This window comes from Enterobacter adelaidei, from assembly GCF_041937165.1.
Taxonomy (GTDB): Bacteria; Pseudomonadota; Gammaproteobacteria; order Enterobacterales; family Enterobacteriaceae; genus Enterobacter; species Enterobacter adelaidei.
In genome coordinates this window covers 2,698,379-2,724,553 of sequence record NZ_CP154353.1, presented here as the reverse complement: position 1 = coordinate 2,724,553, position 26,175 = coordinate 2,698,379, and the positions used below count along the sequence as shown (strand labels likewise).

The following is a 26,175-nucleotide window of genomic DNA, read 5'->3' as shown; positions in this document are numbered from 1 at the left end:
GCATCATGTCGCCCAATATGATGCTTGCTTGTACCAGGCCCCTGCAATTTCAACAGGGGCCTTTTTTTATCCTTCATATTTCAAGCCGCAGCTGCGTTGGTCACCACCCGGCTAAAAGGCTACGGCTTCGTGGCAATCAACACCGCACGCATCGGTGCAGGATAGCCTTCAACGGTTTTGCTGTGATCGGCCGGGTCAAGGAATTGCTCCAGCGATTCGGTAATCATCCAGTCGGTGCGGCGCTGTTCTTCGATTGACGTCACGCAGACATCTGCAATGCGTACATCCACAAACCCGCACTTCTCAAGCCAGTTTTTCAGTGCCAGCGCGGAAGGGATGAAGTAGACATTTCGCATTTGCGCGTAACGGTCACCCGGCACCAGAACCGCATTCTCATCACCTTCGATAACCAGCGTTTCCAGCACCAGTTCGCCACCGCTAACCAGCTGATCTTTAAGCTGCCATAGATGCTCCAGCGGGGAACGGCGGTGGTACAGCACGCCCATGGAAAACACGGTATCAAAGGCTTTAAGGGCTGGCAGTTGCTCAATACCCAGCGGCAGCAGGTGTGCGCGCTGGTCGTTACCCAGCAATTTACGCACTGCCTCAAACTGGCACAGGAACAGCTGCATCGGATCAATGCCCACTGCCAGATGCGCACCTGCGCCAATCATGCGCCACATGTGGTAACCGCTGCCGCAGCCGACATCCAGAATGGTACGTCCGGTCAGATCGGACAGATGCGGCAAAACGCGATCCCATTTCCAGTCTGAGCGCCATTCGGTATTGATGTTCACACCGTAAAGTGAAAACGGTCCTTTGCGCCATGGCATCAGGTTTCGCATCAACGTTTCGATGCGGTTAGTCTGCCCGGCGGAAAGAGGCTCTGCGCTTTCTGCGGTCACGCTATGCAGCAGATCCAGACGGTGAGGTGTCAGTTCAGGCAGAAACTCCACTGCATTTGACCACTGCTTTAACAGGCCGTGCTGCTGATCGCGCTGCCAGGTGGCAATCTGCGCCGGCAGGGTTTCCAGCCAGTGGGAAAGGTGGTTTTTCGCAATCAGCTGATAGAAGTTGCCGAACTCAATCATGCAGGAACCCCCGCTTTCAGTGCCACCAGGGAGCCAAAGTTGAAACACTGGAACCACAGTTCGCTATGCTCAAATCCTGCCTGACGCAGACGCGCTTTATGGGTCTCCACGGAGTCCGTGAGCATCACGTTTTCGAGCATGCTGCGCTTCTGACTGATCTCCAGCTCGCTGTAACCGTTCGCACGTTTGAAATCGTGGTGCATATTGAACAGCAGTTCGCCAACCTCGGCGTCTTCAAAGCTGAATTTTTCGGAAAGGACCAGCGCACCGCCAGGGTTCAGCCCTTTATAAATTTTGTCCAGCAGTCGCTGACGGTCTTCAGGCACCAGGAACTGCAGGGTAAAATTCAGCACCACCATCGACGCGTTATTGATCTCAATCTCACGGATATCACCTTCTACGACGTCCACCGGGGTAGGGGCTTTGTAAGCATCAATATGGCGACGGCAGCGTTCAACCATTGCCGGGGAATTATCCACGGCAATGATCCGGCAGCCTTCGTGGTGAACGTTACGACGTACCGACAGCGTTGCCGCGCCAAGCGAACAGCCCAGGTCATAGACCTTTGTGCCGGGTTGAACGAAGCGCTCAGCCAGCATGCCGATCATAGAGACAATATTGGAATAACCGGGAACAGAGCGCTGGATCATATCCGGGAAGACTTCGGCTACCCGTTCATCGAAGGTCCAGTCGCCCAGGCTGGCGATAGGCGCGGAAAAAAGCGTGTCGCGATCTGACATAACGTAAAAAATCCGGGAAAAATAAAGTGGCGTATTGTGCGCTAATGGAAGGAGAAAACCAACTCCCACGGCATATACCAAAGGTTAGCCAGCACCATCAGCAAAAGTGAACACCACGTCGCACTCATGCCGGAACGACGCCAGCGAAACAGGCGGTGGTGAAAACCGTAATAATGCATTAGTCGGCCGGCAAGCAGAAGCAGGCCACAGATGTGCACCATCCAGGTTTCTGCGCCATTCATCTCCATAAACAGCAGCAAAATTAACGCCACCGGGATGTATTCGACCGCATTGCCGTGAACGCGGATAGCGCTTTGTAGCTCGGAAAATCCGCCGTCACCGTAAGAGACGCGGTACTGCATTCTGAGGCGCACAACATCAAATGAAAATTTAATCAGTAGCAATGCACCTAATACCGCATACAGCGCGCTGACCATACAAACTCCCTGTTTTTTGGCAGATGGCACTTTACTATGATAGGGGGTGATATCAGAAAAGAGAAGATTGTTGTGGGATGACGGGGGCGCTGCCCACGGACGGTACCGCAGCCTGCAAGGCCTGCCAGAGAGCATCGACCAGTTCAGGTGCCTGCGCGATATCCGGGGTGTGCAGGAAGAGATATGGCGTGGTGGTCTGTTCCCACGTCGCTAATTTTTGCAGCCAGACGGCGAACATCTCCTGATTTTGCTTCATGTTATCGCTGCCGATAAACCTGACCATAGGGTGATGAGCCGTCACGATGGCATGAACAGGCACTTTGGGCTTTTTGCGTTGCGCATCAATGATGGCTTCGCTATGCGGAATGGCGCTATGCACCGGACGGCTGTCGAGGATCACACGGTTGACAGAGCGCTCAAGCAGACCGCGATTGAGCGCTTTCTCTTCTTCACCTTTGGCAAAAAATGCAGGATGCCTGACTTCTACGCCATAGGTAAATTCCCGGGGTAGTGTATCCAGAAACTGCCAAAGCGCGGGCAGATCGCGTGGGCCAAAGACGGCGGGAAGCTGCAGCCAGTACTGACCTATGCGGTTTGCCAGAGGCGACATTCTGTTCAAGAACTCGGCGGTCAAATCATCGCAGTGACGCAGGGCCGCGTTATGGGAGATGGTTGCCGGAAACTTAAAGCAGAAGCGGAAATCATCGGTTGTTTGCTCACGCCAGCGTTCAACAATCTCTGCTTTGGGTAGTGCATACAGCGTGGTGTTACCCTCGACGCAATTGAAGTGTCGGGCATACTCCTCAAGGCTGGTGATGCCAAGGCGCACCCATTTCGGGTGCGACCATTGGGGCAGACCCACATACATCATAACGCGTTTAAGATCTCGTCAGTGCTGCGCACACGGCCAATGCGCGGGAAGATGTGAGTCATACTACCCTGGTGCTGTTCTGCGGAGGCCGCGCTGCAGGCATCTTCGGCAATCACAAGGTTAAAGCCCAGTTCCCACGCGTTGCGGGCGGTAGATTCCACGCCGATGTTGGTGGAAATGCCACAAAGAATGATGGTGTCGATTCCGCGACGGCGCAGCTGCAGCTCCAGATCGGTACCGTAAAACGCGCCCCACTGGCGTTTAGTCACTTCGATATCACTGTCACGTTTGCCGAGTGAGACCGGATACGTCCACCAGTTTTCCGGTAGCGAATGCGCCGCAATCTGCGCATCGACGGGCTGTTTTAAGGCTTCGGCAAAATCGGCGGACCAGCCGACGCGCACCATGACAACAGGCGCTCCGCTTGTGCGGCATTTTTCCGCCAGGCGAGCGGCGCGGCTGACCACATCATTTGCGGTGTGGGGGCCTCCGGCAAAGGGCAGGATGCCTTCCTGTAAATCAATGACGATAAGCGCGGTTTTGCTGGTATCGAGTGTTAACATAGTCACTCCAGTTAAATTAATCACTTCCGCTACACCATACGACGTGATGGCCTGTTACCGGTCGGATAATTTTGTTAATTTTTGTGAGAATGCGCAATAAGAGTGCAGCAAACGACCGTCAGGCCGTGGTTCGCTCTTATCGTCCGGCGGAATTTCCAGTATAATAGCCGCCTTTTTTCATCCAGTTGTGACATACAGAAAGCTGCGACATAGTAGCCTGCATACCAGGCGACATTTAGCCTGCGGCTAATTAAGGGATATCTCATGCGTACAGAATATTGCGGGCAGCTGCGTCAGTCCCACGTTGGACAGCAGGTAACCCTGTGTGGTTGGGTCAACCGCCGTCGTGATCTTGGTAGCCTTATCTTCATTGATATGCGTGACCGCGAAGGTATCGTTCAGGTGTTCTTCGATCCGGATCGCGCAGATGCGTTGAAACTGGCTTCTGAGCTGCGTAATGAGTTCTGCATTCAGGTCACCGGCACTGTTCGTGCGCGTGACGAGAAAAACGTCAACGCAGACATGGCGACCGGCGCAATTGAAGTGCTGGCGTCCGATCTGGTGATCATTAACCGTGCTGAAGCGCTGCCGCTGGACTCTAACCACGTCAACACTGAAGAAGCGCGTCTGAAGTACCGCTATCTGGATCTGCGTCGCCCGGAAATGGCACAGCGCCTGAAAACCCGCGCGAAAATCACCAGTCTGGTGCGTCGCTTTATGGATGACCACGGTTTCCTGGATATCGAAACCCCGATGCTGACCAAAGCCACGCCGGAAGGCGCGCGCGATTACCTGGTCCCATCCCGCGTGCATAAAGGTAAATTCTACGCACTGCCACAGTCTCCACAGCTGTTCAAACAGTTGCTGATGATGTCCGGCTTCGATCGCTACTATCAGATCGTAAAATGCTTCCGTGACGAAGACCTGCGTGCTGACCGCCAGCCAGAATTTACCCAGATTGATGTGGAAACCTCCTTCATGACCGCTGAACAGGTGCGTGAAGTGATGGAAGCTCTGGTGCGTAGCCTGTGGAACGACGTGAAAGGCGTTGAACTGGGCGATTTCCCAATTATGACCTTCGCTGAAGCTGAGCGTCGCTACGGTTCTGACAAACCTGACCTGCGTAACCCGATGGAGCTGGTGGACGTTGCTGATCTGGTTAAATCCGTTGAGTTCGTGGTATTTGCTGGCCCGGCTAACGATGCTAAAGGCCGCGTAGCTGCGCTGCGTGTACCTGGCGGTGCGGCACTGAGCCGTAAGCAGATTGACGACTACGGTAACTTCATCAAGATCTACGGCGCGAAAGGTCTGGCCTATATTAAAGTCACCGAGCGTGCAAAAGGTCTGGAAGGTATCACCAGCCCGGTCGCGAAATTCCTGAACGCGGACATCGTGGAAGCGATCCTTGAGCGCACTGGCGCGCAGGACGGCGACATGATCTTCTTCGGCGCGGACAACAAGAAAGTGGTTGCCGATGCGATGGGCGCCCTGCGTCTGAAACTCGGTAAAGACCTGAACCTGACCGACGAGAACAAATGGGCACCGCTGTGGGTTATCGACTTCCCAATGTTTGAAGACGACGGTGAAGGTGGTCTGACCGCAATGCACCACCCGTTCACCTCGCCGAAAGACATGACGGCCGCAGAGTTGAAAGCTGCACCGGAAGACGCGGTGGCGAACGCCTACGATATGGTCATCAACGGCTACGAAGTGGGCGGTGGTTCCGTGCGTATTCACAGTGGTGACATGCAGCAGACCGTGTTCGGCATTCTGGGCATCAATGAGCAGGAGCAGCGCGAGAAATTCGGCTTCCTGCTGGACGCCCTGAAATACGGTACGCCTCCTCACGCGGGTCTGGCCTTCGGTCTTGACCGTCTGACCATGCTGCTGACCGGTACCGATAACATTCGTGATGTTATTGCCTTCCCGAAAACCACTGCCGCGGCGTGTCTGATGACCGAAGCACCAAGTTTTGCTAACCCGGCCTCTCTGGCCGAGCTGGGCATTGAAGTGGTGAAGAAGGAAGAGAAAAACTGATATGACATATAAGCTGCCCGTTTCGGTCCTGGTGGTCATCTATGCAGAAGACACGAAGCGGGTGCTGATGTTGCAGCGGCGCGATGACCCTGATTTCTGGCAGTCGGTAACTGGCAGTCTGGAAGAGGGGGAGACCGCGCTGCAGGCCGCCGCGCGTGAAGTAAAGGAAGAGGTCACCATTGATGTTGCCCGCGAGCAACTGACCCTGAAGGACTGTCAGCGCACGGTGGAGTTTGAAATTTTTAGCCATTTACGTCATCGCTATGCGCCGGGTACCGAGCGGAATACGGAATCGTGGTTCTGTCTTGCACTCCCCCACGAACGTGAGGTTGTGTTTACCGAACACCTGACCTACCGCTGGGTAAGTGCGGCGGATGCCGCCGCTCTGACCAAGTCGTGGAGCAACCGGCAGGCGATTGAAGAATTTGTAATTAACGCAGCCTGAGAAGGCGCGATTTTTGGAGAACTTTTTATGGCAGGTCATAGTAAGTGGGCCAACACCAAACACCGTAAAGCGGCACAGGATGCCAAACGCGGTAAAATCTTTACCAAAATCATTCGTGAACTGGTAACAGCGGCACGTCTGGGCGGCGGCGATCCGGCTTCTAACCCGCGCTTGCGCGCGGCGGTTGATAAAGCGCTGTCTAATAACATGACGCGTGACACCCTGAACCGTGCAATCGCACGTGGCGTGGGCGGTGATGAAGACGCGAACATGGAAACCATCATTTATGAAGGTTACGGCCCTGGCGGTACTGCGGTCATGGTTGAGTGTCTGTCCGACAACCGTAACCGTACCGTAGCCGAAGTGCGTCACGCGTTTACCAAAACCGGTGGTAACCTTGGAACTGATGGTTCCGTTTCTTATCTGTTCAGCAAGAAAGGCGTGATCTCCTTCGAGAAAGGCGACGAAGATGTGATCATGGAAGCGGCACTGGAAGCCGGTGCAGAAGACGTTGTGACCTTCGATGATGGCGCAATCGACGTCTACACCGCGTGGGAAGAGATGGGTGCGGTACGTGACGCGCTGGAAGCGGCGGGTCTGAAAGCAGACAACGCTGAAGTGTCTATGATCCCATCAACCAAAGCGGACATGGATGCGGAAACTGCACCGAAACTTCTGCGCCTGATCGATATGCTCGAAGACTGCGACGACGTGCAGGAAGTGTATCACAACGGTGAAATCTCTGATGAGGTTGCAGCGACTCTCTGATGAGAGCGTGTAAACCGTTAACGGGAGACGCGTGATGTCGATTATCCTTGGGATTGACCCCGGCTCACGCGTCACCGGCTATGGCGTTATCCGTCAGGTGGGACGCCAGCTAACCTACCTCGGCAGCGGGTGTATTCGCACCAAAGTGGACGATCTGCCGTCACGCCTGAAACTGATCTACGCAGGTGTGACAGAAATTATCACCCAGTTCCAGCCAGACTATTTCGCCATCGAACAGGTCTTTATGGCCAAAAACGCTGATTCGGCATTAAAGCTCGGTCAGGCGCGCGGTGTGGCCATTGTTGCAGCCGTAAACCAGGATTTACCTGTGTTCGAATATGCGGCAAGGCAGGTCAAGCAGACGGTGGTGGGGATTGGCAGCGCGGAGAAAAGCCAGGTACAACATATGGTGCGCACCTTGTTGAAGCTCCCCGCGAACCCCCAGGCGGACGCCGCGGATGCGCTGGCTATCGCGATTACCCACTGTCACGTCAGCCAGAACGCGATGCAAATGAGCGAGTCGCGGCTCAATCTGGCGCGAGGCAGGTTACGATAATGAAAAATCAGGCTGGATGTTTATCCAGCCTTTTTTTATTATGTCGGCAGTTAATTTTTCCAGAACGCAGGAGCGTCACGTGATAGGCAGACTCAGAGGCATCATCATTGAAAAACAACCCCCGTTAGTGCTGCTGGAAGTGGGTGGCGTGGGCTATGAAGTCCATATGCCGATGACCTGCTTCTACGAGCTGCCGGACGCGGGTAAAGAGGCGATTGTCTTTACTCAGTTTGTGGTGCGTGAAGATGCTCAACTGCTGTACGGCTTCAACAACAAACAGGAACGTACCCTGTTCCGCGAGCTGATTAAAACTAATGGTGTCGGGCCGAAGCTGGCGCTGGCAATTCTCTCCGGTATGTCAGCTCCACAGTTTGTGAATGCTGTTGAGCGCGAAGATCCCGCAGCGCTGATTAAGCTTCCGGGTATCGGCAAGAAAACCGCCGAGCGTCTGATTGTCGAAATGAAAGATCGCTTCAAAGGGCTGCATGGCGATCTCTTTACCCCTGCGACCGATCTGGTGCTGACCTCGCCTGGCGCGCCAGCGACGGATGATGACGCCGAGCAGGAAGCGGTTGCTGCGCTGGTGGCACTGGGCTATAAACCTCAGGAGGCCAGCCGTATGGTGAGTAAAATCGCCAAACCGGATGCCAGCAGTGAAACTCTGATTCGTGAAGCGCTGCGCGCTGCATTGTGAGGTAAAGGATGATTGAAGCAGATCGCCTGGTATCGGCAGGCTCCCTTCAGGCTGAAGACGTGGTGGATCGTGCGATCCGACCGAAGCTGCTTGATGAGTACATTGGCCAGCCGCAGGTACGTTCCCAGATGGAGATTTTCATCCAGGCGGCAAAACTGCGCGGCGATGCACTCGATCACCTGCTGATTTTTGGTCCTCCGGGGCTGGGGAAAACCACGCTGGCGAATATCGTCGCCAATGAAATGGGGGTCAACCTGCGTACTACCTCCGGTCCGGTGTTGGAGAAAGCAGGCGATCTGGCGGCGATGCTGACCAACCTTGAACCCCATGACGTGCTGTTTATCGATGAGATTCACCGCCTGTCGCCGGTGGTGGAAGAGGTGCTCTATCCGGCGATGGAAGATTACCAGCTGGATATCATGATCGGTGAAGGCCCGGCTGCGCGCTCTATCAAGATCGATCTGCCACCGTTTACCCTGATTGGCGCAACAACCCGCGCCGGGTCGTTGACCTCTCCACTGCGCGACCGTTTCGGTATCGTACAGCGTCTTGAGTTTTACCAGGTGGCGGACCTCCAGCACATCGTTGGCCGTAGCGCCCGCTATATGGGGCTGGAGATGAGCGAAGAGGGCGCGTTTGAAGTGGCGAAGCGATCTCGCGGTACACCGCGTATTGCCAACCGCCTGCTGCGCCGCGTGCGTGACTTTGCCGAAGTGAAGCATGATGGTTCCATTTCCGCCGAGATTGCTGCTCAGGCGCTGGATATGCTGAATGTCGATGCTGAAGGTTTTGACTACATGGACCGCAAGCTGCTACTGGCGGTGCTGGACAAATTCTTTGGCGGGCCAGTCGGGCTGGATAACCTGGCGGCGGCAATTGGGGAAGAGCGCGAGACAATTGAAGATGTGCTCGAACCGTATTTGATCCAGCAGGGCTTCCTGCAACGTACTCCGCGTGGACGCATGGCCACGGTGCGGGCGTGGAATCACTTCGGGATTACCCCACCGGCAATGCCATAATGTTTAATTCCCTCTCCCACAGGGAGAGGGCATCAGCGCCCTCGATGTCAACTTGCCGTCTTCTTCATCATACTGAAAATAAACAGCACCGCTGCACACAGCACCACAGACGGCCCTGCAGGCGTGTCATAAAACGCCGAGAAGGTTAACCCACCTGTTACCGCAACCATCCCAATGAGAACGGCCACACCGGCCATCTGTTCTGGCGTGCGGGCAAAGCGGCGCGCTGTTGCTGCAGGAATGATCAGCAGGGAGGTAATAATCAGCGCTCCAACAAACTTCATCGCCACACCAATGGTCAACGCTGTTACCAGCATCAGCAGCAACTTCACGCGCTGCAATTTCACGCCGTCAACAAACGCCAGATCCGGACTTACGGTCATCGCCAGCAAATTACGCCACTGCCAGAGCAGAATGCAGAGCACCACGACGACACCAATGGCGATAGAGATCAGATCTTCTGGTGTCACGGCCAGCAGGTCGCCGAACAGGTAGGCCATCAGGTCGACGCGAATGTTCGACATCAGGCTCACGACGACCAGACCCAGCGACAGGGCACTGTGCGCCATGATGCCAAGCAGTGTATCAATGGCCAGGTGTGGGCGTTTTTCCAGCCAGACCAGACCCCCGGCAAGGAGCAGCGTGACCACAATCACCGCATAGAAAGGGTTGACGTTCAGTAACAGACCAAAAGCGACGCCCAGCAGAGAGGCATGCGCCAGGGTATCGCCAAAATAGGACATTCTGCGCCAGACAACAAACGAGCCGAGTGGGCCCGCGGCGCAGGCAAGCATAATCCCGGCTAACCAGCCGGGCAGTAACAGTTCAATCATGAGTGTCCATTTCCCCGGCGCAGGACAATTCGTCCCTGTAAATCATGGCGATGATTATGATGATGGCGATAAATGCCCAGTTGCTCAGCACCGCGAGGGCCAAACATGGAGATAAACTCCGGATGCATTGACACCACTTCAGGCGTGCCGGAGCAGCAAATATGGTGGTTGAGACACAGCACTTCGTCAGTTTTTGCCATGACCAGATGCAGGTCATGGGACACCATCAGCACTGCGCAATCAAGCTCTCGACGTAGCTGGTCGATCAAATCATAAAGCGCAACCTGACCATTCACATCCACACCCTGAGTCGGCTCATCCAGTACCAGCAGCTGCGGGCTGCTCAGCAGCGCGCGGGCGAGTAAAACTCGCTGCGTTTCACCGCCGGACAGTTTTTGCAGAGGCGCATCGACAAGATGACCCGCCTGCACGCGTTTCAGTGCCGGGAGAATATCGGCTTTACGGGTGCCGGGGCGCAGACGCAGGAAACGGCTGACCGTCAGCGGCAGCGTGGCGTCGAGGTGAAGTTTTTGCGGCACATAGCCAATACGCAATTTTTCCTCGCGCTTGATCACGCCTTCATCGGGTGCGACCAGACCCAGCACCACGCGCACCAGGGTTGATTTGCCGGCGCCATTGGGACCGAGCAGCGTCAGAATTTTGCCGGGCTTCAGATCCAGCGACACGTCAGAGAGGACGCGGCGTTGCCCGAATGAGACCGAAATATTTTCAAGAGAAACCAATGTCGTCATGTCATTTTAAGCTTGAAGAAGTCAACGAATGTTATAATATCACATTCCACGCATTCACTACGATGATTAGTCGCATTATGTTACATAAAAATACGCTTCTTTTCGCAGCATTATCCGCTGCCCTTTGGGGTACAACCGCACAAGATGTTAACGCTGCGGTTGTCGCTTCGCTTAAACCGCTTGGATTCATCGCATCTGCCATTGCCGACGGGGTAACGGAAACCCAGGTTCTGCTCCCTGATGGTGCATCCGAGCATGACTATTCCCTGCGCCCGTCAGATGTAAAGCGCTTACAAAACGCGGACTTAGTCGTCTGGATTGGTCCGGAAATGGAAGCGTTTATGCAGAAGTCAGCGAAACAGATTGTTGACGAAAAACAGGTCGCGATTGCCGAACTCCCTGGCGTGAAACCGTTGCTCATGAAAGGGTCGGATGACGACGGCGACGAACATGACCATCATGCTGCAGACGGCGAAAAAGGTGATGGAGATCACCATCACGGCGAGTACAACATGCATCTTTGGTTATCCCCAGAGATAGCGCGGCTTTCAGCGGTTGCAATCCATGACAAATTAGTGGAACTTATGCCGCAAAGTCGAGCCAAACTAGACGCCAACCTGAAGGATTTTGAGGCACAATTAGCCGCAACCGATAAGCAGGTAGGTACTGAGCTCGCACCGTTGAAAGGAAAAGGGTATTTCGTTTTTCATGACGCCTATGGCTATTACGAAAAACACTACGGCCTGACCCCTCTGGGTCATTTTACCGTCAACCCTGAAATTCAACCTGGTGCGCAGCGTTTACATGAAATCAGAACACAGTTGGTTGAGCAAAAAGCGACATGCGTTTTTGCTGAGCCACAGTTCAGGCCAGCGGTCGTAGAAGCCGTGGCCAGGGGGACATCCGTGCGCATGGGGACCCTTGACCCGCTAGGAACGAATATCCAGTTGAGCAAAGCGAGCTATTCGCAGTTTCTCAGCCAACTGGCGAACCAGTATGCGAGCTGCCTGAAAGGAGATTAACGAGGAAGTGAATACGTGCAACAGATAGCCCGCTCTGTCGCCCTGGCATTTAACAATCTGCCTCGACCCCATCGCGTTATGCTGGGGTCGCTTACAGTTCTCACTTTAGCGGTCGCCGTCTGGCGGCCCTATGTTTACCACCCGAGTTCTGCCCCTATCATCAAAACCATCGAGCTCGAAAAGAGCGAAATCCGTTCTTTGCTGCCTGAAGCCAGTGAGCCTATCGATCAGGCGGCTCAGGAAGATGAAGCTATCCCACAAGATGAACTGGACGATAAAACCGAGAGCGACGCAGGGACCCACGAATACGTTGTTTCTACCGGTGATACGCTGAGTAGCGTACTGAACCAGTACGGCATCGACATGGGCAATATCAGCCAGCTGGCGGCTGCAGATAAAGATCTCCGTAATTTGAAAATAGGGCAACAGCTCTCATGGACATTAACGGCCGATGGCGATCTGCAGAGTTTGACCTGGGAAATGTCTCGCCGCGAAACCCGCACCTACGAACGCACTGCAAACGGTTTCAAAATGACCAGCGAAATGCAGAAGGGCGACTGGGTCAATAGCGTTATGAAAGGGACTGTGGGCGCAAGCTTTGTTTCCAGTGCCCGAGATGCAGGGTTGACCAGCGCTGAAATCAGTTCTGTCATCAAAGCCATGCAGTGGCAGATGGATTTCCGCAAGCTGAAGAAAGGTGATGAGTTTTCCGTTCTGATGTCCCGCGAAATGCTGGAGGGTAAGCGCGAGCAGAGCCAACTGCTGGGCGTGCGTTTGCGCTCAGAGGGCAAAGATTACTACGCGATTCGTGCTGAAGACGGCAAGTTCTATGACCGCAGCGGTACAGGTCTTGCGAAAGGCTTCATGCGCTTCCCGACGGCGAAACAGTTCCGCGTTTCCTCTAACTTCAATCCGCGCCGTCTGAACCCGGTCACCGGGCGTGTTGCACCGCATCGTGGCGTTGATTTCGCTATGCCGCAGGGTACACCGGTACTGGCTGTGGGTGATGGTGAAGTGGTCATGGCCAAACGCAGCGGAGCAGCCGGATATTATGTTGCTGTGCGCCATGGTCGTACTTACACGACTCGCTATATGCACCTGCGCAAGTTGTTGGTCAAACCGGGTCAGAAAGTGAAACGTGGTGACCGTATCGCGCTGTCAGGCAATACCGGACGTTCTACCGGCCCGCACCTGCACTATGAAGTATGGATCAACCAGCAAGCCGTGAACCCGCTGACGGCGAAACTGCCGCGCACCGAAGGCCTGACAGGTAAAGATCGTTCGGATTACCTGGCGCAGGTGAAAGAGGTGGTGCCGCAGCTGAGCTTAGACTAAGCCTTCTGTGTTGTTTAATAAGCCGGTGTCAGTGTGCGCCGGCTTTTTCTTTTGTGCGTGGGCGACTGCCTCGCTACACTATCTGAATAAAATTTTGCGTCATCAGACCCTGGATCCAGCATGGAAACCCAAAAAAACAATATTGAATACATTCCCGAGTTTGAAAAATCTTTCCGTCACCCGCGTAACTGGGGTGCCTGGCTTGGCGTTTATGCATTTGCGGGTATTGCGATGTTACCAGCTTCTGTACGCGATCCTGTGCTGGGCAAAATAGGTCGCCTGGCCGGACGCTTAGGTAAAAGTGCCCGTCGCCGCGCGCAGATTAATCTTTACTACTGTTTCCCGGAAAAGAGCGACGCAGAGCGGGAGGCCATTATTGATGCCATGTATACCACTGCGCCACAGGCGATGGCGATGATGGCTGAACTGGCGCTGAAAGGGCCGGAAAAAGTCATGGATCGCGTTGACTGGAAAGGTCTGGAAATCATTGATGAGATGCGTCGCAACAACGAGAAGGTCATTTTTCTCGTTCCGCACGGCTGGGGCGTTGATATTCCAGCTATGCTGATGGCGTCGCAGGGACAAAAAATGGCGGCAATGTTCCATAATCAGGGTAACAAGATCTTTGATTACGTGTGGAATACGGTACGTCGCCGTTTTGGTGGTCGCCTTCATGCGCGTAATGATGGTATCAAGCCGTTTATTCAGTCCGTACGTCAGGGCTACTGGGGCTACTATTTGCCGGATCAGGATCACGGCCCGGAACACAGTGAGTTTGTGGATTTCTTCGCGACTTACAAAGCGACACTACCTGCGATTGGCCGTCTGATGAAGGTGTGCCGTGCCCGTGTTATTCCGCTTTTCCCGGTCTACGACGGTAATACCCATCGTCTGAGCATTGAAGTTCGCCCGCCGATGGATGATCTGCTCACTGCAGACGATAACACCATTGCGCGTCGAATGAACGAAGAGGTGGAAATACTGGTGGGACCGCATGCGGAGCAGTATACGTGGATACTGAAACTGCTTAAAACGCGTAAGCCAGGCGAAAAAGAGCCGTATAAACGCAAAGAGCTTTTTCCAACGAAATAAAAAAAGCCCTCTCTGAAAGGAGAGGGCTTTTTAACAGAGACTGACTTACTCGACTGTCATAACGCGAGTGGTGTTGGTTGAGCCGATGGTGCTCATCACATCACCCTGGGTCACGATGACGATATCACCGGATACCAGATAGCCTTTGTCACGCAGAAGGTTTACGGCGTCGTGTGCCGCAGCCACGCCGTCATTGGTGCTATCGAAGTGAACAGGGGTAACACCGCGATACAGCGCCGTCAGGTTCAGCGTACGCTCGTGCCGGGACATGGCGAAGATAGGTAAGCCGGAACTGATACGGGAGGTCATCAGCGCGGTACGGCCAGATTCGGTCATGGTGATGATTGCGGTTACGCCCTTCAGGTGGTTGGCAGCGTACATGGCGGACATCGCAATCGCTTCTTCCACATTGTCGAACTGAACGTCCAGACGGTGTTTAGAGACGTTAATGCTTGGGATCTTCTCAGCACCCAGACAAACGCGCGCCATGGCGGCCACGGTTTCTGCAGGATACTGGCCTGCCGCGGTTTCCGCTGAAAGCATTACCGCATCGGTACCGTCCAGCACGGCGTTGGCCACGTCCATGACTTCCGCACGGGTAGGCATTGGGTTGGTGATCATGGATTCCATCATCTGAGTGGCGGTGATCACCGCGCGGTTCAGCTGACGTGCGCGGCGAATCAGCGCTTTCTGGATACCCACCAGCTCAGGGTCGCCGATTTCCACGCCCAGGTCGCCACGGGCAACCATCACCACGTCAGAGGCGAGAATCACGTCGTCCATGGCGTCCTGATCGCAAACGGCTTCCGCGCGTTCAACTTTAGCGACGATTTTGGCATCACAGCCAGCATCACGTGCCAGTCGGCGCGCATAGTTCAGGTCTTCACCGCAGCGTGGGAAGGAGACGGCCAGGTAGTCAACGCCGATCAGCGCAGCGGTAACGATATCCGCTTTGTCTTTATCGGTAAGCGCTTCTGCAGAGAGGCCGCCACCCAGTTTGTTAATACCTTTGTTGTTGGAGAGCGGGCCGCCGACGGTGACTTCGGTGAACACTTTCATGCCCTGAACTTCCAGCACTTTCAGCTGTACGCGACCGTCGTCGAGCAGCAGGATATCGCCAGGTACCACGTCAGCCGGCAGGCCTTTATAGTCAATCCCGACCTTCTCTTTATCGCCTTCACCTTTGCCGAGATTGGCATCAAGCAGGAATTTGTCGCCGATATTGAGGAAAACTTTTCCCTCTTTAAAGGTCGATACACGAATTTTAGGACCTTGCAGATCGCCGAGGATGGCAACATGGCGCCCCAGTTTTGCTGCGATTTCACGCACTTTATCGGCACGTAATTTATGATCTTCTGGCGTACCGTGAGAGAAGTTCATACGCACCACGTTGGCACCTGCGGCGATAATCTTTTCGAGATTATTATCGCGATCGGTGGCCGGGCCTAAGGTGGTTACGATCTTGGTTCTGCGAAGCCTTCTGGACATGTATTACTCCGTTGACTGAAACAACTTTGGTGTTGCGTGAACATTGAATCGGCCTTCATTTGCCGCAAGGCGGCAGAGAGTGGACCGAATGCCGTAAATCGTTACATCGTAATTATTCGTTACGTCTTGTTATCAACTATCAGGGAACATCGCTCTTTATAAGCAATTCTTTATCAAAACGCGATTCCTTAAGCGCTTCCTTGACACGCTTCAAGTTATCTCTGAATTTTGCTCCCCTTCGTAAGGTAAAACCGGTCGCCAGCACGTCAATCACCGTGAGCTGCGCCAGACGGGAGACCATCGGCATATAGATATCGGTGTCTTCCGGTACGTCGAGGGTAATAGCCAGCGTCGCTTCACGGGCCAGAGGTGTACCCGCCGTCGTAAGAGCGATCACCATGGCATCGTTTTCACGCGCCAGCTGGGCCAGTTCCACCTGGCTTTTGGTGCGTCCGGTGTGCGAAATCAGTACCACGACATCATCTTCACTGCAATTCATACAGCTCATGCGTTGCAACACAATGTCATCTGAATAAATAACAGGTACGTTGAAGCGGAAGAATTTGTTCATAGCATCGTGCGCCACAGCTGCCGATGAGCCAAGACCAAAGAATGCAATCCGCTTGGCCTGGGTGAGTAAATCCACCGCTCGATTCACCGAACTCATATCCAGACTCTGGCGGACATGGTCAAGTGTGGCCATGGCTGACTCAAATATTTTCGCTGTGTAGGCATCAACACTGTCGTCTTCATCCACATTACGATTAACATAAGGTGTGCCGTTAGCCAGACTTTGTGCCAGATGCAGTTTAAAATCAGGAAAGCCGCGCGTTTCCAGGCTACGGCAGAAGCGATTTACCGTTGGCTCGCTGACACTCGCTTCCTGCGCCAGAGCGGCGATGCTTGAATGAATCGCCTGAGCGGGAGACGCGAGAATAACTTCGGCCACTTTTCGCTCGGATTTGCTAAGGTGTTCCAGTTGAAACTGGATTTTTTCCAGCATGTTCATTGTTAACATGACGCTCATGGGTGTAAACGATTTCATAAATGGGTGAAATCGTGATTCGATTTAGCCGATATTACCCCTGTGGCTTCCATAAAGGGTAACAGTCGACAAGATAATGTTGTTGTTTTTTTTCATTACTTGATCGGCGTCGGGTTTTGCCGGGCCCTTGTTGCGCAAAGAATCGACGGTTGTTGCGTCATTGCACCTCCGAAAGCACCGGAATGGCGAAAAATCGCGGTAAAGCACGTGGCGATAAGCGCTAATGGTTTCGGGAATGACGTAAAAGCAGTACAGTGCATTGTAATAAAATTACAACGATACCTGGCAGAAGTACCAGGTGATCCAACTGAGGAGAATGACATGGCGGTAACGCAAACAGCCCAGGCATGTGACCTGGTCATTTTCGGCGCGAAAGGCGATCTTGCACGCCGGAAATTGCTGCCTTCCCTGTATCAACTGGAAAAAGCAGGCCAACTTCATCCAGATACCCGTATCCTGGGTGTAGGGCGCGCCGAATGGGACAAGGACGCTTATACCAAAGTCGTTCGTGAAGCGCTCGAAACGTTCATGAAAGAGAAAATCGATGAAAGTTTGTGGGATACGCTGAGCGGACGCCTTGATTTCTGTAACCTGGACGTGAACGACATCAGTGCGTTTTCCCGCCTGGGCGATATGCTGGATCAGAAAAATCGTGTCACCATTAACTATTTCGCCATGCCGCCAAGCACCTTTGGTGCCATCTGCAAAGGTCTGGGTGAAGCCAAACTGAACGCCAAGCCGGCGCGCGTGGTGATGGAGAAGCCGCTGGGTACGTCGCTGGCAACCTCCCGCGAAATTAACGATCAGGTAGGCGAGTTCTTTGAAGAGTGCCAGGTTTACCGTATTGACCACTATCTTGGTAAAGAGACGGTCCTGAACCTGCTGGCGCTGCGTTTTGCTAACTCCCTGTTTGTGAACAACTGGGACAACCGCACTATCGACCACGTGGAAATCACCGTGGCGGAAGAGGTGGGGATTGAAGGGCGCTGGGGTTACTTTGACCAGGCCGGTCAGATGCGCGACATGATCCAGAACCACCTGCTGCAAATTCTGTGCATGATTGCTATGTCTCCACCGTCTGACCTGACGGCTGACAGCATCCGTGACGCAAAAGTGAAAGTACTGAAGTCACTGCGCCGTATCGACCGCTCTAACGTACGTGAGAAGACCGTTCGTGGTCAGTACACCGCCGGGTTTGCGCAAGGCAAAAAAGTGCCTGGGTACCTGGAGGAAGAGGGCGCGAACAAGTCCAGCAACACCGAGACGTTTGTGGCGATCCGCGTGGATATCGACGACTGGCGCTGGGCGGGGGTTCCGTTCTATCTGCGTACCGGTAAACGTCTGCCAGCCAAATGCTCCGAAGTGGTTGTCTACTTCAAAAACCCGGAACTGAACCTGTTCAAAGAGTCCTGGCAGGAACTGCCTCAGAACAAACTCACCATTCGCCTGCAGCCGGACGAAGGGGTTGATATTCAGATCCTGAACAAAGTGCCGGGTCTTGACCACAAACACAACCTGCAGACCACCAAACTGGATCTGAGTTACTCCGAAACCTTCAACCAGACGCATCTTGCAGACGCGTATGAGCGCCTGCTGCTGGAAACCATGCGCGGTATCCAGGCGCTGTTTGTGCGCCGCGACGAAGTGGAGGAGGCCTGGAAATGGGTTGACTCCATTACCGAAGCCTGGGCAGCCGATCAGGATGCGCCTAAACCGTATCAGGCAGGCACCTGGGGGCCAGTCGCGTCGGTTGCGATGATCACCCGCGATGGCCGCTCCTGGAACGAGTTTGAGTAAGATCATCCTCTAGCTCGAAAGTGTTATTTTACCGGTAACATGATCTAACACAGCTAGTGGCATAATTTTTAAACTTTTAAGCTCCGTGTGGATTCACCCGCGGAGCTTTTTTTATTACACTGCCGGAAGTGATTTTGCCCCTGAGCTCCGGACAGCAAGCGTTTCAGCGTTGTTAACAACTGCCAGCGACTTTGTAAACTCCTGAGCACGGACAGATAAATTAGAGGAGCATTTATGAATCCGACATTGTTACGCGTAACACAACGCATTATTGAACGCTCGAAAGAGACCCGTTCGGCCTACCTCGCCCGGATTGAACAAGCTAAAAGTAACACCGTCCACCGCTCTCAGCTGGCATGCGGTAACCTGGCACACGGTTTCGCCGCCTGCCAACCCGATGATAAAGCCTCGCTGAAAAGCATGTTGCGTAACAACATCGCCATCATTACTTCCTATAACGATATGCTTTCCGCGCACCAGCCGTATGAGGTATATCCCAATATCATCCGTAAAGCGCTGCACAGCGTGAATGCCGTGGGCCAGGTGGCGGGCGGTGTTCCGGCGATGTGCGACGGCGTGACGCAGGGTCAGGACGGAATGGAGCTTTCCCTGCTGAGCCGCGAAGTGATTGCGATGTCTGCAGCGGTTGGCTTGTCACACAACATGTTCGATGGCGCGTTGTATCTCGGCGTGTGCGACAAGATTGTGCCGGGCCTAGTAATGGCTGCGCTGTCGTTTGGTCATCTGCCTGCGATCTTCGTGCCATCCGGCCCGATGGCAAGCGGCCTGCCAAACAAAGAGAAAGTGCGTATCCGTCAGCTGTATGCAGAAGGGAAAGCAGATCGTCAGGCGCTGCTGGAGGCAGAAGCCGCGTCCTACCATGCGCCGGGAACCTGTACTTTCTACGGTACGGCTAACACTAACCAGATGGTCGTAGAGTTCATGGGGATGCAGCTTCCGGGCTCGTCCTTTATCCAGCCGGATGCACCACTGCGCCAGGCGCTGACCGAAGCTGCTGCCCGTCAGGTGACGCGTTTGACCGGTAATGGCAACGAATGGATGCCAATGGGCAAAATGGTTGACGAGAAAGTCATCGTTAACGGTATCGTCGCGTTACTGGCAACGGGGGGGTCAACCAACCACACCATGCACCTGGTGGCCATGGCGCGTGCGGCGGGCATTCTGATTAACTGGGATGATTTCTCCGAGATCTCTTCTGTGGTGCCGCTGATGGCGCGCCTGTACCCGAACGGCCCGGCTGACATTAACCACTTCCAGGCCGCAGGTGGTGTGCCGCTGCTGATGCGCGAGCTGCTGAAAGGCGGTCTGCTGCATGAAGATGTAAATACCGTGGCGGGCTTTGGTCTGCAACGCTACACCCAGGAGCCGTGGCTGAATAACGGCGAGCTGGACTGGCGCGAAGGGGCGAATGCCTCTCTTGATGCACAGGTTATCGCCACCATCGACAAACCGTTCTCTCCTCATGGCGGTACCAAAGTGCTCAGCGGCAACCTCGGACGCGCGGTGATGAAGACATCTGCCGTACCGGAAGAGAATCAGATTATCGAAGCACCGGCGGTAGTGTTCGAAAGCCAGCACGACGTATTACCTGCCTTTGACGCCGGTCTTCTGGATAAAGACTGCGTGGTGGTCGTTCGCCATCAGGGGCCAAAGGCCAACGGGATGCCAGAATTACATAAACTTATGCCACCACTTGGTGTATTATTGGACCGCCGTTTCAAAATTGCTTTGGTGACGGATGGACGCCTCTCTGGCGCATCCGGTAAAGTGCCTTCAGCCATCCACGTGACACCTGAAGCTTACGACGGTGGTTTGCTGGCGAAAGTGCGTGACGGCGACATGATCCGCGTAAACGGTCAGACAGGTGAGTTAACCCTGCTGGTGGATGACGCAGAGCTCGCGGCACGTAAGCCACATATTCCTGACCTGAGCGCATCGCGCGTGGGGACAGGGCGCGAAATGTTTGGTGCGCTGCGTGAGAAACTCTCTGGTGCTGAGCAGGGCGCAACCTGTATTACGTTTTAAGACGACTTGATTTTAACGATCTGGCGAGAGAAGACACTGATGAAAAACTGGAAAACAAGTGCAGAAGCAATCATGACCACTGGCCCTGTCGTGCCGGTTATCGTGGTAAATAAACTGGAGCATGCGGTACCGATGGCGAAAGCGCTGGTTGCCGGTGGCGTTCGTGTTCTGGAAGTCACCCTGCGCACCGCCTGCGCTATGGATGCCATTCGCGCAATCGCTAAAGAAGTGCCGGACGCCATCGTCGGTGCGGGTACCGTTCTGAATGCACAGCAGCTGGCGGAAGTGACTGAAGCGGGCGCACAGTTTGCGATCAGCCCGGGCCTGACGGAGTCTCTGCTGAAAGCGGCAACCGAAGGTACCATTCCGCTGATCCCTGGCATTAGCACCGTATCTGAACTGATGTTGGGTATGGACTACGGTCTGAAAGAGTTCAAATTCTTCCCGGCAGAAGCGAACGGCGGCACCAAAGCGCTGCAGGCGATTGCGGGTCCATTCGCTCAGGTTCGTTTCTGCCCGACGGGTGGCATCTCTCCTGCTAACTACCGTGACTACCTGGCACTGAAAAGCGTGCTGTGCATCGGTGGTTCATGGCTGGTTCCGGCGGATGCGCTGGAAGCGGGCGACTGGGATCGCATTACTAAACTGGCTCGTGAAGCGGTTGAAGGTGCGCAGCAGTAAGTTATTCGCAGCATGAAAAGCGGGCCTTTCGGCCCGTTTTTTTATCCTGTTACGCTAACTGCTGCGGAGGCTGTTTTCGCTCTCGCCACGGCGTCTTCTACGTTATCCCCGGTGGCTAATGCTACGCCAAGACGACGCGTGCCGTCGATCTCCGGTTTACCGAACAAACGCACCTGTAACCCTGCACCTACTGCGCCGTCGACGTTATCAAACGTGACATTCTGGCTGGTTAATTGCGGCAGGATCACTGCGGAAGCGGCCGGGCCGTACTGACGGATGCCACCAACAGGCAATCCGAGGAACGCGCGCACGTGCAGGGCGAATTCGGAAAGATCCTGCGAAATGAGCGTGACCATGCCGGTGTCATGCGGGCGAGGTGAGACTTCGCTGAAAATAACCTCATCTCCGCAGACGAAAAGCTCTACGCCAAACAGGCCATAGCCGCCCAGCGCCAGTACGGTTTTACGGGCGATCGCCTGCGCACGTTCCAGTGCCAGGGCACTCATCTGCTGCGGCTGCCAGGATTCACGGTAATCGCCATCTTCCTGACGGTGGCCAATTGGGTCACAGAAATGGACGCCATCAATGGCGCTGACGGTCAACAGAGTGATCTCGAAATCAAATTTCACGACGCCTTCGACAATCACGCGACCCGCTCCGGCACGACCACCTTGCTGGGCATAATCCCACGCGTTATCCAGGGTGCTGCTGTCGCGAATAAAGCTCTGTCCTTTTCCGGAGGAGCTCATCACCGGCTTAACGATGCACGGGTAGCCAATCTCCTCGACGGCTTTCAGGAATGCGGCCTTATCGCCCGCAAACCGATAGCTCGACGTGGGGAGCCCCAGCTCTTCCGCTGCCAGACGACGAATACCTTCCCGGTTCATGGTCAGTTTTGCCGCTTTGGCACAGGGCACCACGCGCTGGCCTTCCTGTTCAAGAGCGATCAGCGTATCGGTGGCAATGGCTTCGATTTCCGGGACCACGAAATCGGGTTTCTCCTGCGTAATCAGTGCCCGCAGGGCATCGCCATCCAGCATGTTAATCACATAAGAACGATGGGCGACGTGCATGGCAGGAGCATCGGCGTAACGGTCTACGGCAATCACTTCCACACCTAAACGCTGACATTCAATGGCGACCTCTTTACCCAGTTCGCCCGATCCCAACAGCATCACACGCGTCGCTGCAGGTCGCAGCGCAGTGCCTAAACGAGTCATAACATTCCCCCTGAAAAAGATGCGCGCAGTATAAACGAAAACGTTTGCGTGTGTCTTGTGCAGGGCTAAGGGAGGGGGAAGAAATTTGCGCATCTTTAGCCCATCCAGACATTTCCTGACGCCTGCTCGCTTACGCTGTGAAATATGTTCACCGTTAAGTGAGGGAAACCATGTCAGGTTGGTTAAATCAGTTGCAATCGCTGTTAGGACAGAAAGCATCGTCGTCTGGCGAGCAGGGGCTCAGTAAACTATTGGTTCCCGGCGCACTTGGCGGGCTGGCAGGCCTTTTAGTCGCGAATAAATCCTCACGTAAGCTGCTGGCAAAATATGGTACTGGCGCGTTGCTGGCCGGTGGCGGGGCCATCGCAGGCACCGTACTATGGAATAAATACAAAGACAGGGTACGGGCTGCACACTGCGATGAACCGCATTATAGCGAGCACACCTCGCCGCTGGATCTGCGTACCGAACGATTGATCCTTGCGCTGGTCTTTGCCGCGAAGAGTGACGGGCATATTGACGATAAAGAACGATCGGCGATTGAGCAGCAGCTTCGCGAAGCCGGTGTTGAAGAGAAGGGCAGAGCCCTGGTGGCGCAGGCGATTGAACAGCCGCTCGATCCACAGCGTCTTGCGCAGAGTGTGAAGAATGAGGAAGAGGCGCTTGAACTCTATTTTCTCAGCTGTGCCGCCATTGATATCGACCACTTTATGGAACGTAGCTACCTCAATGCCCTCGGCGATGCGTTGAAGATCCCGCAGGATGTACGCGAGGGTATTGAGCAGGATATCCGGGAACAAAAAAAAGCGTTACAGGGATAGCGTCGCGGCTGCGACACTGTTTCGCTTGCATCATGCGTGGGTTTTGCCAACCTTATAGGGTGTAAAACTTAAAAGAATGATGACATGCCACCGAAAGCCCGACGTACTCCTTATGCGATCACCACGCATGGCGATACGCGTATAGACAATTATTACTGGCTACGGGACGATTCTCGCTCCCGGCCAGAGGTGCTCGACTACCTGCACGAGGAAAACGACTATGGCCGCAAGGTCATGTCCAGCCAGCAGGCACTTCAGGATCAACTGCTGAATGAAATGGTGCTGCGCATTCCTCAGCATGATATTTCCGCGCCCTGGACCAAAAATGGCTATCGCTATCGTCATATCTACGAGCCCGGCAACGAGTATCCCATCTACCAACGACAACCCGTGTTAAGTGCCGAATGGGATGAGTGGGAGATTTTGCTGGATGCCAACCAGCGCGCCGCCCACAGCGAATTTTATACGCTGGGCGGCATGTCCATTTCACCTGACAACACGATTATGGCGCTGGCTGAGGACTACCTCTCCCGCCGTCAGTATGGCCTGCGTTTTCGCAATCTGGACACCGGGAACTGGTATCCTGAAATGCTGGAAAACGTCTCCCCGGATTTTGTCTGGGCGAATGATTCCGAGACCGTCTACTACGTCAAAAAGCATGCGTCCACGCTACTGCCTTATCAGGTGTGGCGACATACCGTAGGGACGGGTTCTGCCGATGACGAACTGGTCTATGAAGAGAAAGACGAAACGTTTTATGTCAGCCTGCATAAAACCTCCTCACGCCACTATGTGATTATTTTCCTCTCCAGCGCGACGACGTCTGAGGTTTTGCTGCTGGACGCCGAACTACCTGATGCCCAGCCGCTCTGTTTTCTGCCGCGTCGCAAGGATCATGAGTACAGCCTGGATCACTTCCAGCACAGTTTTTATTTGCGCTCAAATCGCGAGGGCAAAAACTTTGGTCTCTATAAAACCAAAGTGCGCGATGAGCGCAAGTGGGAGGTGCTTATTCCCGCGCGGGAGCAAGTGATGCTGGAAGGGTTCACTCTGTTTACCGACTGGCTGGTGGTGGAAGAGCGTCAGCGCGGGCTGACCAGTATCCGGCAAATCAACCGTAAAACCCAGGAAGTGGTGGGGATTGCGTTCGACGACCCAGCGTATGTAACGTGGATTGGTTTCAATCCTGAGCCCGAGTCGTCTCGGTTGCGCTACGGTTACTCCTCAATGACCACGCCGGACACGTTGTTTGAGCTGGATATGGATACCGGGCAGCGTCAGGTGATTAAGCAGACCGAGGTCAAAGGGTTTGAGTCTGAGAACTACCGCAGCGAGCATCTGTGGGTCACTGTCCGCGATGGCGTGGAAGTTCCGGTCTCACTTGTTTACCACCAGGCGCATTTCCGGAAAGGGAAAAACCCACTGCTGGTTTACGGCTATGGTTCCTATGGCTCAAGCATGGATGCCGATTTCAGCAGCAGTAGGTTAAGTCTGCTCGATCGTGGCTTCGTTTTCGCTATCGCCCATGTGCGCGGCGGCGGTGAACTGGGGCAGCACTGGTATGAAGACGGGAAATTCCTGAAAAAGAAAAACACCTTCAATGACTATCTCGATGTTTGTGATGCGCTGATTGAGCAAGGCTACGGGGATCCGCATCTCTGCTTTGGGATGGGGGGCAGCGCGGGCGGCATGTTGATGGGGGCGGTGATCAACCAGCGTCCCGATCGCTTCAAAGGGATTGTCGCGCAGGTTCCGTTTGTCGATGTGGTCACGACCATGCTTGATGAATCCATTCCCCTGACGACGGGGGAGTTCGAAGAGTGGGGGAATCCTCAGGATGCGATCTACTATCGCTATATGAAAGAGTACAGCCCGTACGATAACGTGGAGGCAAAAGCCTATCCGCACATGCTGGTCACCACCGGGTTGCATGATTCGCAGGTGCAGTACTGGGAGCCGGCAAAATGGGTGGCAAAACTGCGGGAGCTAAAAACCGATGATAATCTGTTGCTGCTCTGTACCGATATGGATTCCGGGCATGGAGGAAAATCAGGGCGGTTCAAGACCTATGAAGGCGTCGCCCTGGAATATGCCTTCCTGATTGGCCTGGCGCAGGGAACGCTGCCAGGCGGTGAAGAGCCTTAAGCTTCGCCCAGGTAGTGCTTCAGCGTTAAGCGCAGTTCCGGGCTCATTTTGTCGAGGTTATTGTAAAGCCAGCGCAGATAGCCCGGATCTTTATCCGCAATATCAGACACCGCTCTACCGCGATATTTGCCAAAGGTAAAGGTGGTGAGAAGCGCAGGACGACCGGTGATCGTTGCCATATCATCCGGCGTCCAGCCAGAGATATTCATAATATCAATGAGTAACGCGGCGGTAATATAGCAGTCGTACAACGCGCGGTGATGGTGAAGCCCCTCAGGTGTACGGACGCTAAGCTTGCGGGACTTATACAGCGCCATATTACTGTATTTGATCCCCGGCCAGAGGCGACGCGCCAGCTTCATAGTACAAATCCATTCCCCTGGCATTTCGGGCAATACCCGGCGGTCAAAGCTGGCGTTATGTGCGACGTACCACGGGCTACCGTAATAGTGTGGAATAATTTCTTCTATCCACGGCTTATCCGCCACCATTGATTCGGTAATGCGATGGATTGCCATAGCCTGCGGGCTAATGGGGCGATCAGGGCGCACCAGATGGCTCATTGGGTTGACGATTTTACCGTCTACCACATCGACAGAGGCCACTTCCACAATTCCGCCCTGAAGATCGCAAGTTTCGGTATCGATGACGCGCAGCATTGAAAACTCCTGAGCTTA

Annotated in this window: 25 protein-coding genes; 14 read left to right on the top strand and 11 right to left on the bottom strand. The window is 54.4% G+C overall.

The window, feature by feature from the left end; translation table 11 throughout:
- Window positions 1-119: 119 nt before the first annotated feature.
- From cmoB to AAHF05_RS13245, 5 genes are read right to left on the bottom strand one after another with little or no spacing between them, the layout of a single operon-like run.
- Window positions 120-1,091 carry a tRNA 5-methoxyuridine(34)/uridine 5-oxyacetic acid(34) synthase CmoB gene (cmoB, locus tag AAHF05_RS13265; protein WP_028018622.1) on the bottom strand — a complete coding sequence of 324 codons (972 nt, stop codon included), beginning with the start codon at window positions 1,089-1,091 and terminating at the stop codon, window positions 120-122.
- Window positions 1,088-1,831: a carboxy-S-adenosyl-L-methionine synthase CmoA gene (cmoA, locus tag AAHF05_RS13260; protein ID WP_129323371.1), complete on the bottom strand. Its 744-nt coding sequence runs from the start codon at window positions 1,829-1,831 to the stop codon at window positions 1,088-1,090. The genes cmoB and cmoA overlap by 4 nt, the downstream gene beginning before the upstream one ends.
- Window positions 1,832-1,872: 41 nt before the next feature.
- The gene (locus AAHF05_RS13255) at window positions 1,873-2,268 is read right to left on the bottom strand and encodes an MAPEG family protein (RefSeq protein ID WP_028018624.1); all 396 of its coding nucleotides are present in this window, start codon (window positions 2,266-2,268) and stop codon (window positions 1,873-1,875) included.
- Between the two features lie 52 nt (window positions 2,269-2,320).
- Window positions 2,321-3,139, bottom strand: coding sequence for a DUF72 domain-containing protein (locus AAHF05_RS13250; RefSeq protein ID WP_129323372.1), 819 nt, complete (start codon window positions 3,137-3,139; stop codon window positions 2,321-2,323).
- On the bottom strand, window positions 3,136-3,702 hold the full coding sequence (locus tag AAHF05_RS13245; protein ID WP_129323373.1) for a hydrolase: 567 nt from the start codon (window positions 3,700-3,702) through the stop codon (window positions 3,136-3,138). Before AAHF05_RS13245 ends, AAHF05_RS13250 begins: the two co-directional genes overlap by 4 nt.
- A gap of 264 nt (window positions 3,703-3,966) precedes the next feature.
- On the opposite strand from AAHF05_RS13245, the gene aspS reads away from it, so the two are divergent.
- The 6 genes from aspS to ruvB all read left to right on the top strand — a co-directional run bounded on the left by aspS (window position 3,967) and on the right by ruvB (window position 9,221).
- Entirely contained in the window at window positions 3,967-5,739 is a 1,773-nt protein-coding gene (aspS, locus tag AAHF05_RS13240) for an aspartate--tRNA ligase (RefSeq protein WP_374936339.1), read from the top strand.
- Between the two features lies 1 nt (window position 5,740).
- Window positions 5,741-6,184 carry a dihydroneopterin triphosphate diphosphatase gene (gene nudB / locus AAHF05_RS13235; RefSeq protein WP_028018628.1) on the top strand — a complete coding sequence of 148 codons (444 nt, stop codon included), beginning with the start codon at window positions 5,741-5,743 and terminating at the stop codon, window positions 6,182-6,184.
- A gap of 27 nt (window positions 6,185-6,211) precedes the next feature.
- Window positions 6,212-6,952, top strand: a complete 741-nt coding sequence (locus tag AAHF05_RS13230) for a YebC/PmpR family DNA-binding transcriptional regulator (RefSeq protein ID WP_028018629.1) — start codon at window positions 6,212-6,214, stop codon at window positions 6,950-6,952.
- A 34-nt stretch (window positions 6,953-6,986) separates the two neighbouring features.
- Complete coding sequence (gene ruvC / locus AAHF05_RS13225; RefSeq protein WP_014832404.1) at window positions 6,987-7,508, top strand: crossover junction endodeoxyribonuclease RuvC; 522 nt, start codon at window positions 6,987-6,989, stop codon at window positions 7,506-7,508.
- A gap of 79 nt (window positions 7,509-7,587) precedes the next feature.
- Window positions 7,588-8,202 (top strand): Holliday junction branch migration protein RuvA, encoded by a 615-nt coding sequence (ruvA, locus tag AAHF05_RS13220; protein ID WP_048223742.1) that lies wholly within the window; start codon window positions 7,588-7,590, stop codon window positions 8,200-8,202.
- A gap of 8 nt (window positions 8,203-8,210) precedes the next feature.
- Window positions 8,211-9,221, top strand: coding sequence for a Holliday junction branch migration DNA helicase RuvB (gene ruvB / locus AAHF05_RS13215; RefSeq protein WP_028018631.1), 1,011 nt, complete (start codon window positions 8,211-8,213; stop codon window positions 9,219-9,221).
- Window positions 9,222-9,268: 47 nt separating this feature from the next.
- On the opposite strand, the gene znuB is transcribed toward ruvB, so the two are convergent.
- Entirely contained in the window at window positions 9,269-10,054 is a 786-nt protein-coding gene (gene znuB / locus AAHF05_RS13210; protein WP_129323374.1) for a zinc ABC transporter permease subunit ZnuB, read from the bottom strand.
- Window positions 10,051-10,806, bottom strand: a complete 756-nt coding sequence (gene znuC, locus AAHF05_RS13205) for a zinc ABC transporter ATP-binding protein ZnuC (protein WP_023312233.1) — start codon at window positions 10,804-10,806, stop codon at window positions 10,051-10,053. The genes znuB and znuC overlap by 4 nt, the downstream gene beginning before the upstream one ends.
- Window positions 10,807-10,883: 77 nt before the next feature.
- Between znuC and znuA the strand changes: the two genes are divergently transcribed.
- The 3 genes from znuA to lpxM all read left to right on the top strand — a co-directional run bounded on the left by znuA (window position 10,884) and on the right by lpxM (window position 14,255).
- Window positions 10,884-11,828 (top strand): zinc ABC transporter substrate-binding protein ZnuA, encoded by a 945-nt coding sequence (gene znuA, locus AAHF05_RS13200; protein WP_028018634.1) that lies wholly within the window; start codon window positions 10,884-10,886, stop codon window positions 11,826-11,828.
- Window positions 11,829-11,843: 15 nt separating this feature from the next.
- Window positions 11,844-13,163 (top strand): murein DD-endopeptidase MepM, encoded by a 1,320-nt coding sequence (gene mepM / locus AAHF05_RS13195; protein WP_028018635.1) that lies wholly within the window; start codon window positions 11,844-11,846, stop codon window positions 13,161-13,163.
- Window positions 13,164-13,283: 120 nt separating this feature from the next.
- On the top strand, window positions 13,284-14,255 hold the full coding sequence (lpxM, locus tag AAHF05_RS13190; RefSeq protein WP_028018636.1) for a lauroyl-Kdo(2)-lipid IV(A) myristoyltransferase: 972 nt from the start codon (window positions 13,284-13,286) through the stop codon (window positions 14,253-14,255).
- Between the two features lie 45 nt (window positions 14,256-14,300).
- Here the strand turns inward: lpxM and pyk are convergent, their stop codons facing one another.
- Window positions 14,301-15,743: a pyruvate kinase gene (gene pyk, locus AAHF05_RS13185; protein ID WP_008500455.1), complete on the bottom strand. Its 1,443-nt coding sequence runs from the start codon at window positions 15,741-15,743 to the stop codon at window positions 14,301-14,303.
- 139 nt (window positions 15,744-15,882) lie between these two features.
- Entirely contained in the window at window positions 15,883-16,752 is an 870-nt protein-coding gene (locus AAHF05_RS13180) for a MurR/RpiR family transcriptional regulator (RefSeq protein WP_028018637.1), read from the bottom strand.
- Window positions 16,753-17,109: 357 nt separating this feature from the next.
- Between AAHF05_RS13180 and zwf the strand changes: the two genes are divergently transcribed.
- The 3 genes from zwf (at window position 17,110) to kdgA (ending at window position 21,312) form a co-directional block, all read left to right on the top strand.
- Window positions 17,110-18,585, top strand: a complete 1,476-nt coding sequence (zwf, locus tag AAHF05_RS13175; protein WP_028018638.1) for a glucose-6-phosphate dehydrogenase — start codon at window positions 17,110-17,112, stop codon at window positions 18,583-18,585.
- Between the two features lie 234 nt (window positions 18,586-18,819).
- Entirely contained in the window at window positions 18,820-20,631 is a 1,812-nt protein-coding gene (gene edd, locus AAHF05_RS13170; protein WP_028018639.1) for a phosphogluconate dehydratase, read from the top strand.
- Window positions 20,632-20,670: 39 nt separating this feature from the next.
- Window positions 20,671-21,312, top strand: a complete 642-nt coding sequence (gene kdgA / locus AAHF05_RS13165; RefSeq protein ID WP_108089680.1) for a bifunctional 4-hydroxy-2-oxoglutarate aldolase/2-dehydro-3-deoxy-phosphogluconate aldolase — start codon at window positions 20,671-20,673, stop codon at window positions 21,310-21,312.
- A gap of 41 nt (window positions 21,313-21,353) precedes the next feature.
- On the opposite strand, the gene purT is transcribed toward kdgA, so the two are convergent.
- A complete protein-coding gene (gene purT, locus AAHF05_RS13160; RefSeq protein ID WP_129323375.1) occupies window positions 21,354-22,532 on the bottom strand; it encodes a formate-dependent phosphoribosylglycinamide formyltransferase in 1,179 nt (392 codons plus the stop codon).
- 170 nt (window positions 22,533-22,702) lie between these two features.
- Here purT and AAHF05_RS13155 point away from each other — a divergent pair, with 170 nt between their 5' ends.
- On the top strand, window positions 22,703-23,353 hold the full coding sequence (locus AAHF05_RS13155) for a tellurite resistance TerB family protein (RefSeq protein ID WP_128347524.1): 651 nt from the start codon (window positions 22,703-22,705) through the stop codon (window positions 23,351-23,353).
- An 84-nt stretch (window positions 23,354-23,437) separates the two neighbouring features.
- Window positions 23,438-25,498 carry an oligopeptidase B gene (gene ptrB, locus AAHF05_RS13150; protein ID WP_129323376.1) on the top strand — a complete coding sequence of 687 codons (2,061 nt, stop codon included), beginning with the start codon at window positions 23,438-23,440 and terminating at the stop codon, window positions 25,496-25,498.
- On the opposite strand, the gene exoX is transcribed toward ptrB, so the two are convergent.
- Window positions 25,495-26,157, bottom strand: a complete 663-nt coding sequence (gene exoX, locus AAHF05_RS13145; RefSeq protein WP_028018644.1) for an exodeoxyribonuclease X — start codon at window positions 26,155-26,157, stop codon at window positions 25,495-25,497. The genes ptrB and exoX overlap by 4 nt on opposite strands.
- Window positions 26,158-26,175 lie beyond the last annotated feature (18 nt).

Excerpts from the sequence above, each read along its gene's own strand:
- cmoB (WP_028018622.1), bottom strand. The coding sequence starts at position 1,091 with ATGATTGAGTTCGGCAACTTCTATCAGCTGATTGCGAAAAACCACCTT.
- cmoA (WP_129323371.1), bottom strand. The coding sequence starts at position 1,831 with ATGTCAGATCGCGACACGCTTTTTTCCGCGCCTATCGCCAGCCTGGGC.
- AAHF05_RS13255 (WP_028018624.1), bottom strand. The coding sequence starts at position 2,268 with ATGGTCAGCGCGCTGTATGCGGTATTAGGTGCATTGCTACTGATTAAA.
- AAHF05_RS13250 (WP_129323372.1), bottom strand. The coding sequence starts at position 3,139 with ATGATGTATGTGGGTCTGCCCCAATGGTCGCACCCGAAATGGGTGCGC.
- AAHF05_RS13245 (WP_129323373.1), bottom strand. The coding sequence starts at position 3,702 with ATGTTAACACTCGATACCAGCAAAACCGCGCTTATCGTCATTGATTTA.
- aspS (WP_374936339.1), top strand. The coding sequence starts at position 3,967 with ATGCGTACAGAATATTGCGGGCAGCTGCGTCAGTCCCACGTTGGACAG.
- nudB (WP_028018628.1), top strand. The coding sequence starts at position 5,741 with ATGACATATAAGCTGCCCGTTTCGGTCCTGGTGGTCATCTATGCAGAA.
- AAHF05_RS13230 (WP_028018629.1), top strand. The coding sequence starts at position 6,212 with ATGGCAGGTCATAGTAAGTGGGCCAACACCAAACACCGTAAAGCGGCA.
- ruvC (WP_014832404.1), top strand. The coding sequence starts at position 6,987 with ATGTCGATTATCCTTGGGATTGACCCCGGCTCACGCGTCACCGGCTAT.
- ruvB (WP_028018631.1), top strand. The coding sequence starts at position 8,211 with ATGATTGAAGCAGATCGCCTGGTATCGGCAGGCTCCCTTCAGGCTGAA.
- znuB (WP_129323374.1), bottom strand. The coding sequence starts at position 10,054 with ATGATTGAACTGTTACTGCCCGGCTGGTTAGCCGGGATTATGCTTGCC.
- znuC (WP_023312233.1), bottom strand. The coding sequence starts at position 10,806 with ATGACGACATTGGTTTCTCTTGAAAATATTTCGGTCTCATTCGGGCAA.
- znuA (WP_028018634.1), top strand. The coding sequence starts at position 10,884 with ATGTTACATAAAAATACGCTTCTTTTCGCAGCATTATCCGCTGCCCTT.
- lpxM (WP_028018636.1), top strand. The coding sequence starts at position 13,284 with ATGGAAACCCAAAAAAACAATATTGAATACATTCCCGAGTTTGAAAAA.
- pyk (WP_008500455.1), bottom strand. The coding sequence starts at position 15,743 with ATGTCCAGAAGGCTTCGCAGAACCAAGATCGTAACCACCTTAGGCCCG.
- AAHF05_RS13180 (WP_028018637.1), bottom strand. The coding sequence starts at position 16,752 with ATGAACATGCTGGAAAAAATCCAGTTTCAACTGGAACACCTTAGCAAA.
- zwf (WP_028018638.1), top strand. The coding sequence starts at position 17,110 with ATGGCGGTAACGCAAACAGCCCAGGCATGTGACCTGGTCATTTTCGGC.
- edd (WP_028018639.1), top strand. The coding sequence starts at position 18,820 with ATGAATCCGACATTGTTACGCGTAACACAACGCATTATTGAACGCTCG.
- kdgA (WP_108089680.1), top strand. The coding sequence starts at position 20,671 with ATGAAAAACTGGAAAACAAGTGCAGAAGCAATCATGACCACTGGCCCT.
- purT (WP_129323375.1), bottom strand. The coding sequence starts at position 22,532 with ATGACTCGTTTAGGCACTGCGCTGCGACCTGCAGCGACGCGTGTGATG.
- AAHF05_RS13155 (WP_128347524.1), top strand. The coding sequence starts at position 22,703 with ATGTCAGGTTGGTTAAATCAGTTGCAATCGCTGTTAGGACAGAAAGCA.
- ptrB (WP_129323376.1), top strand. The coding sequence starts at position 23,438 with ATGCCACCGAAAGCCCGACGTACTCCTTATGCGATCACCACGCATGGC.
- exoX (WP_028018644.1), bottom strand. The coding sequence starts at position 26,157 with ATGCTGCGCGTCATCGATACCGAAACTTGCGATCTTCAGGGCGGAATT.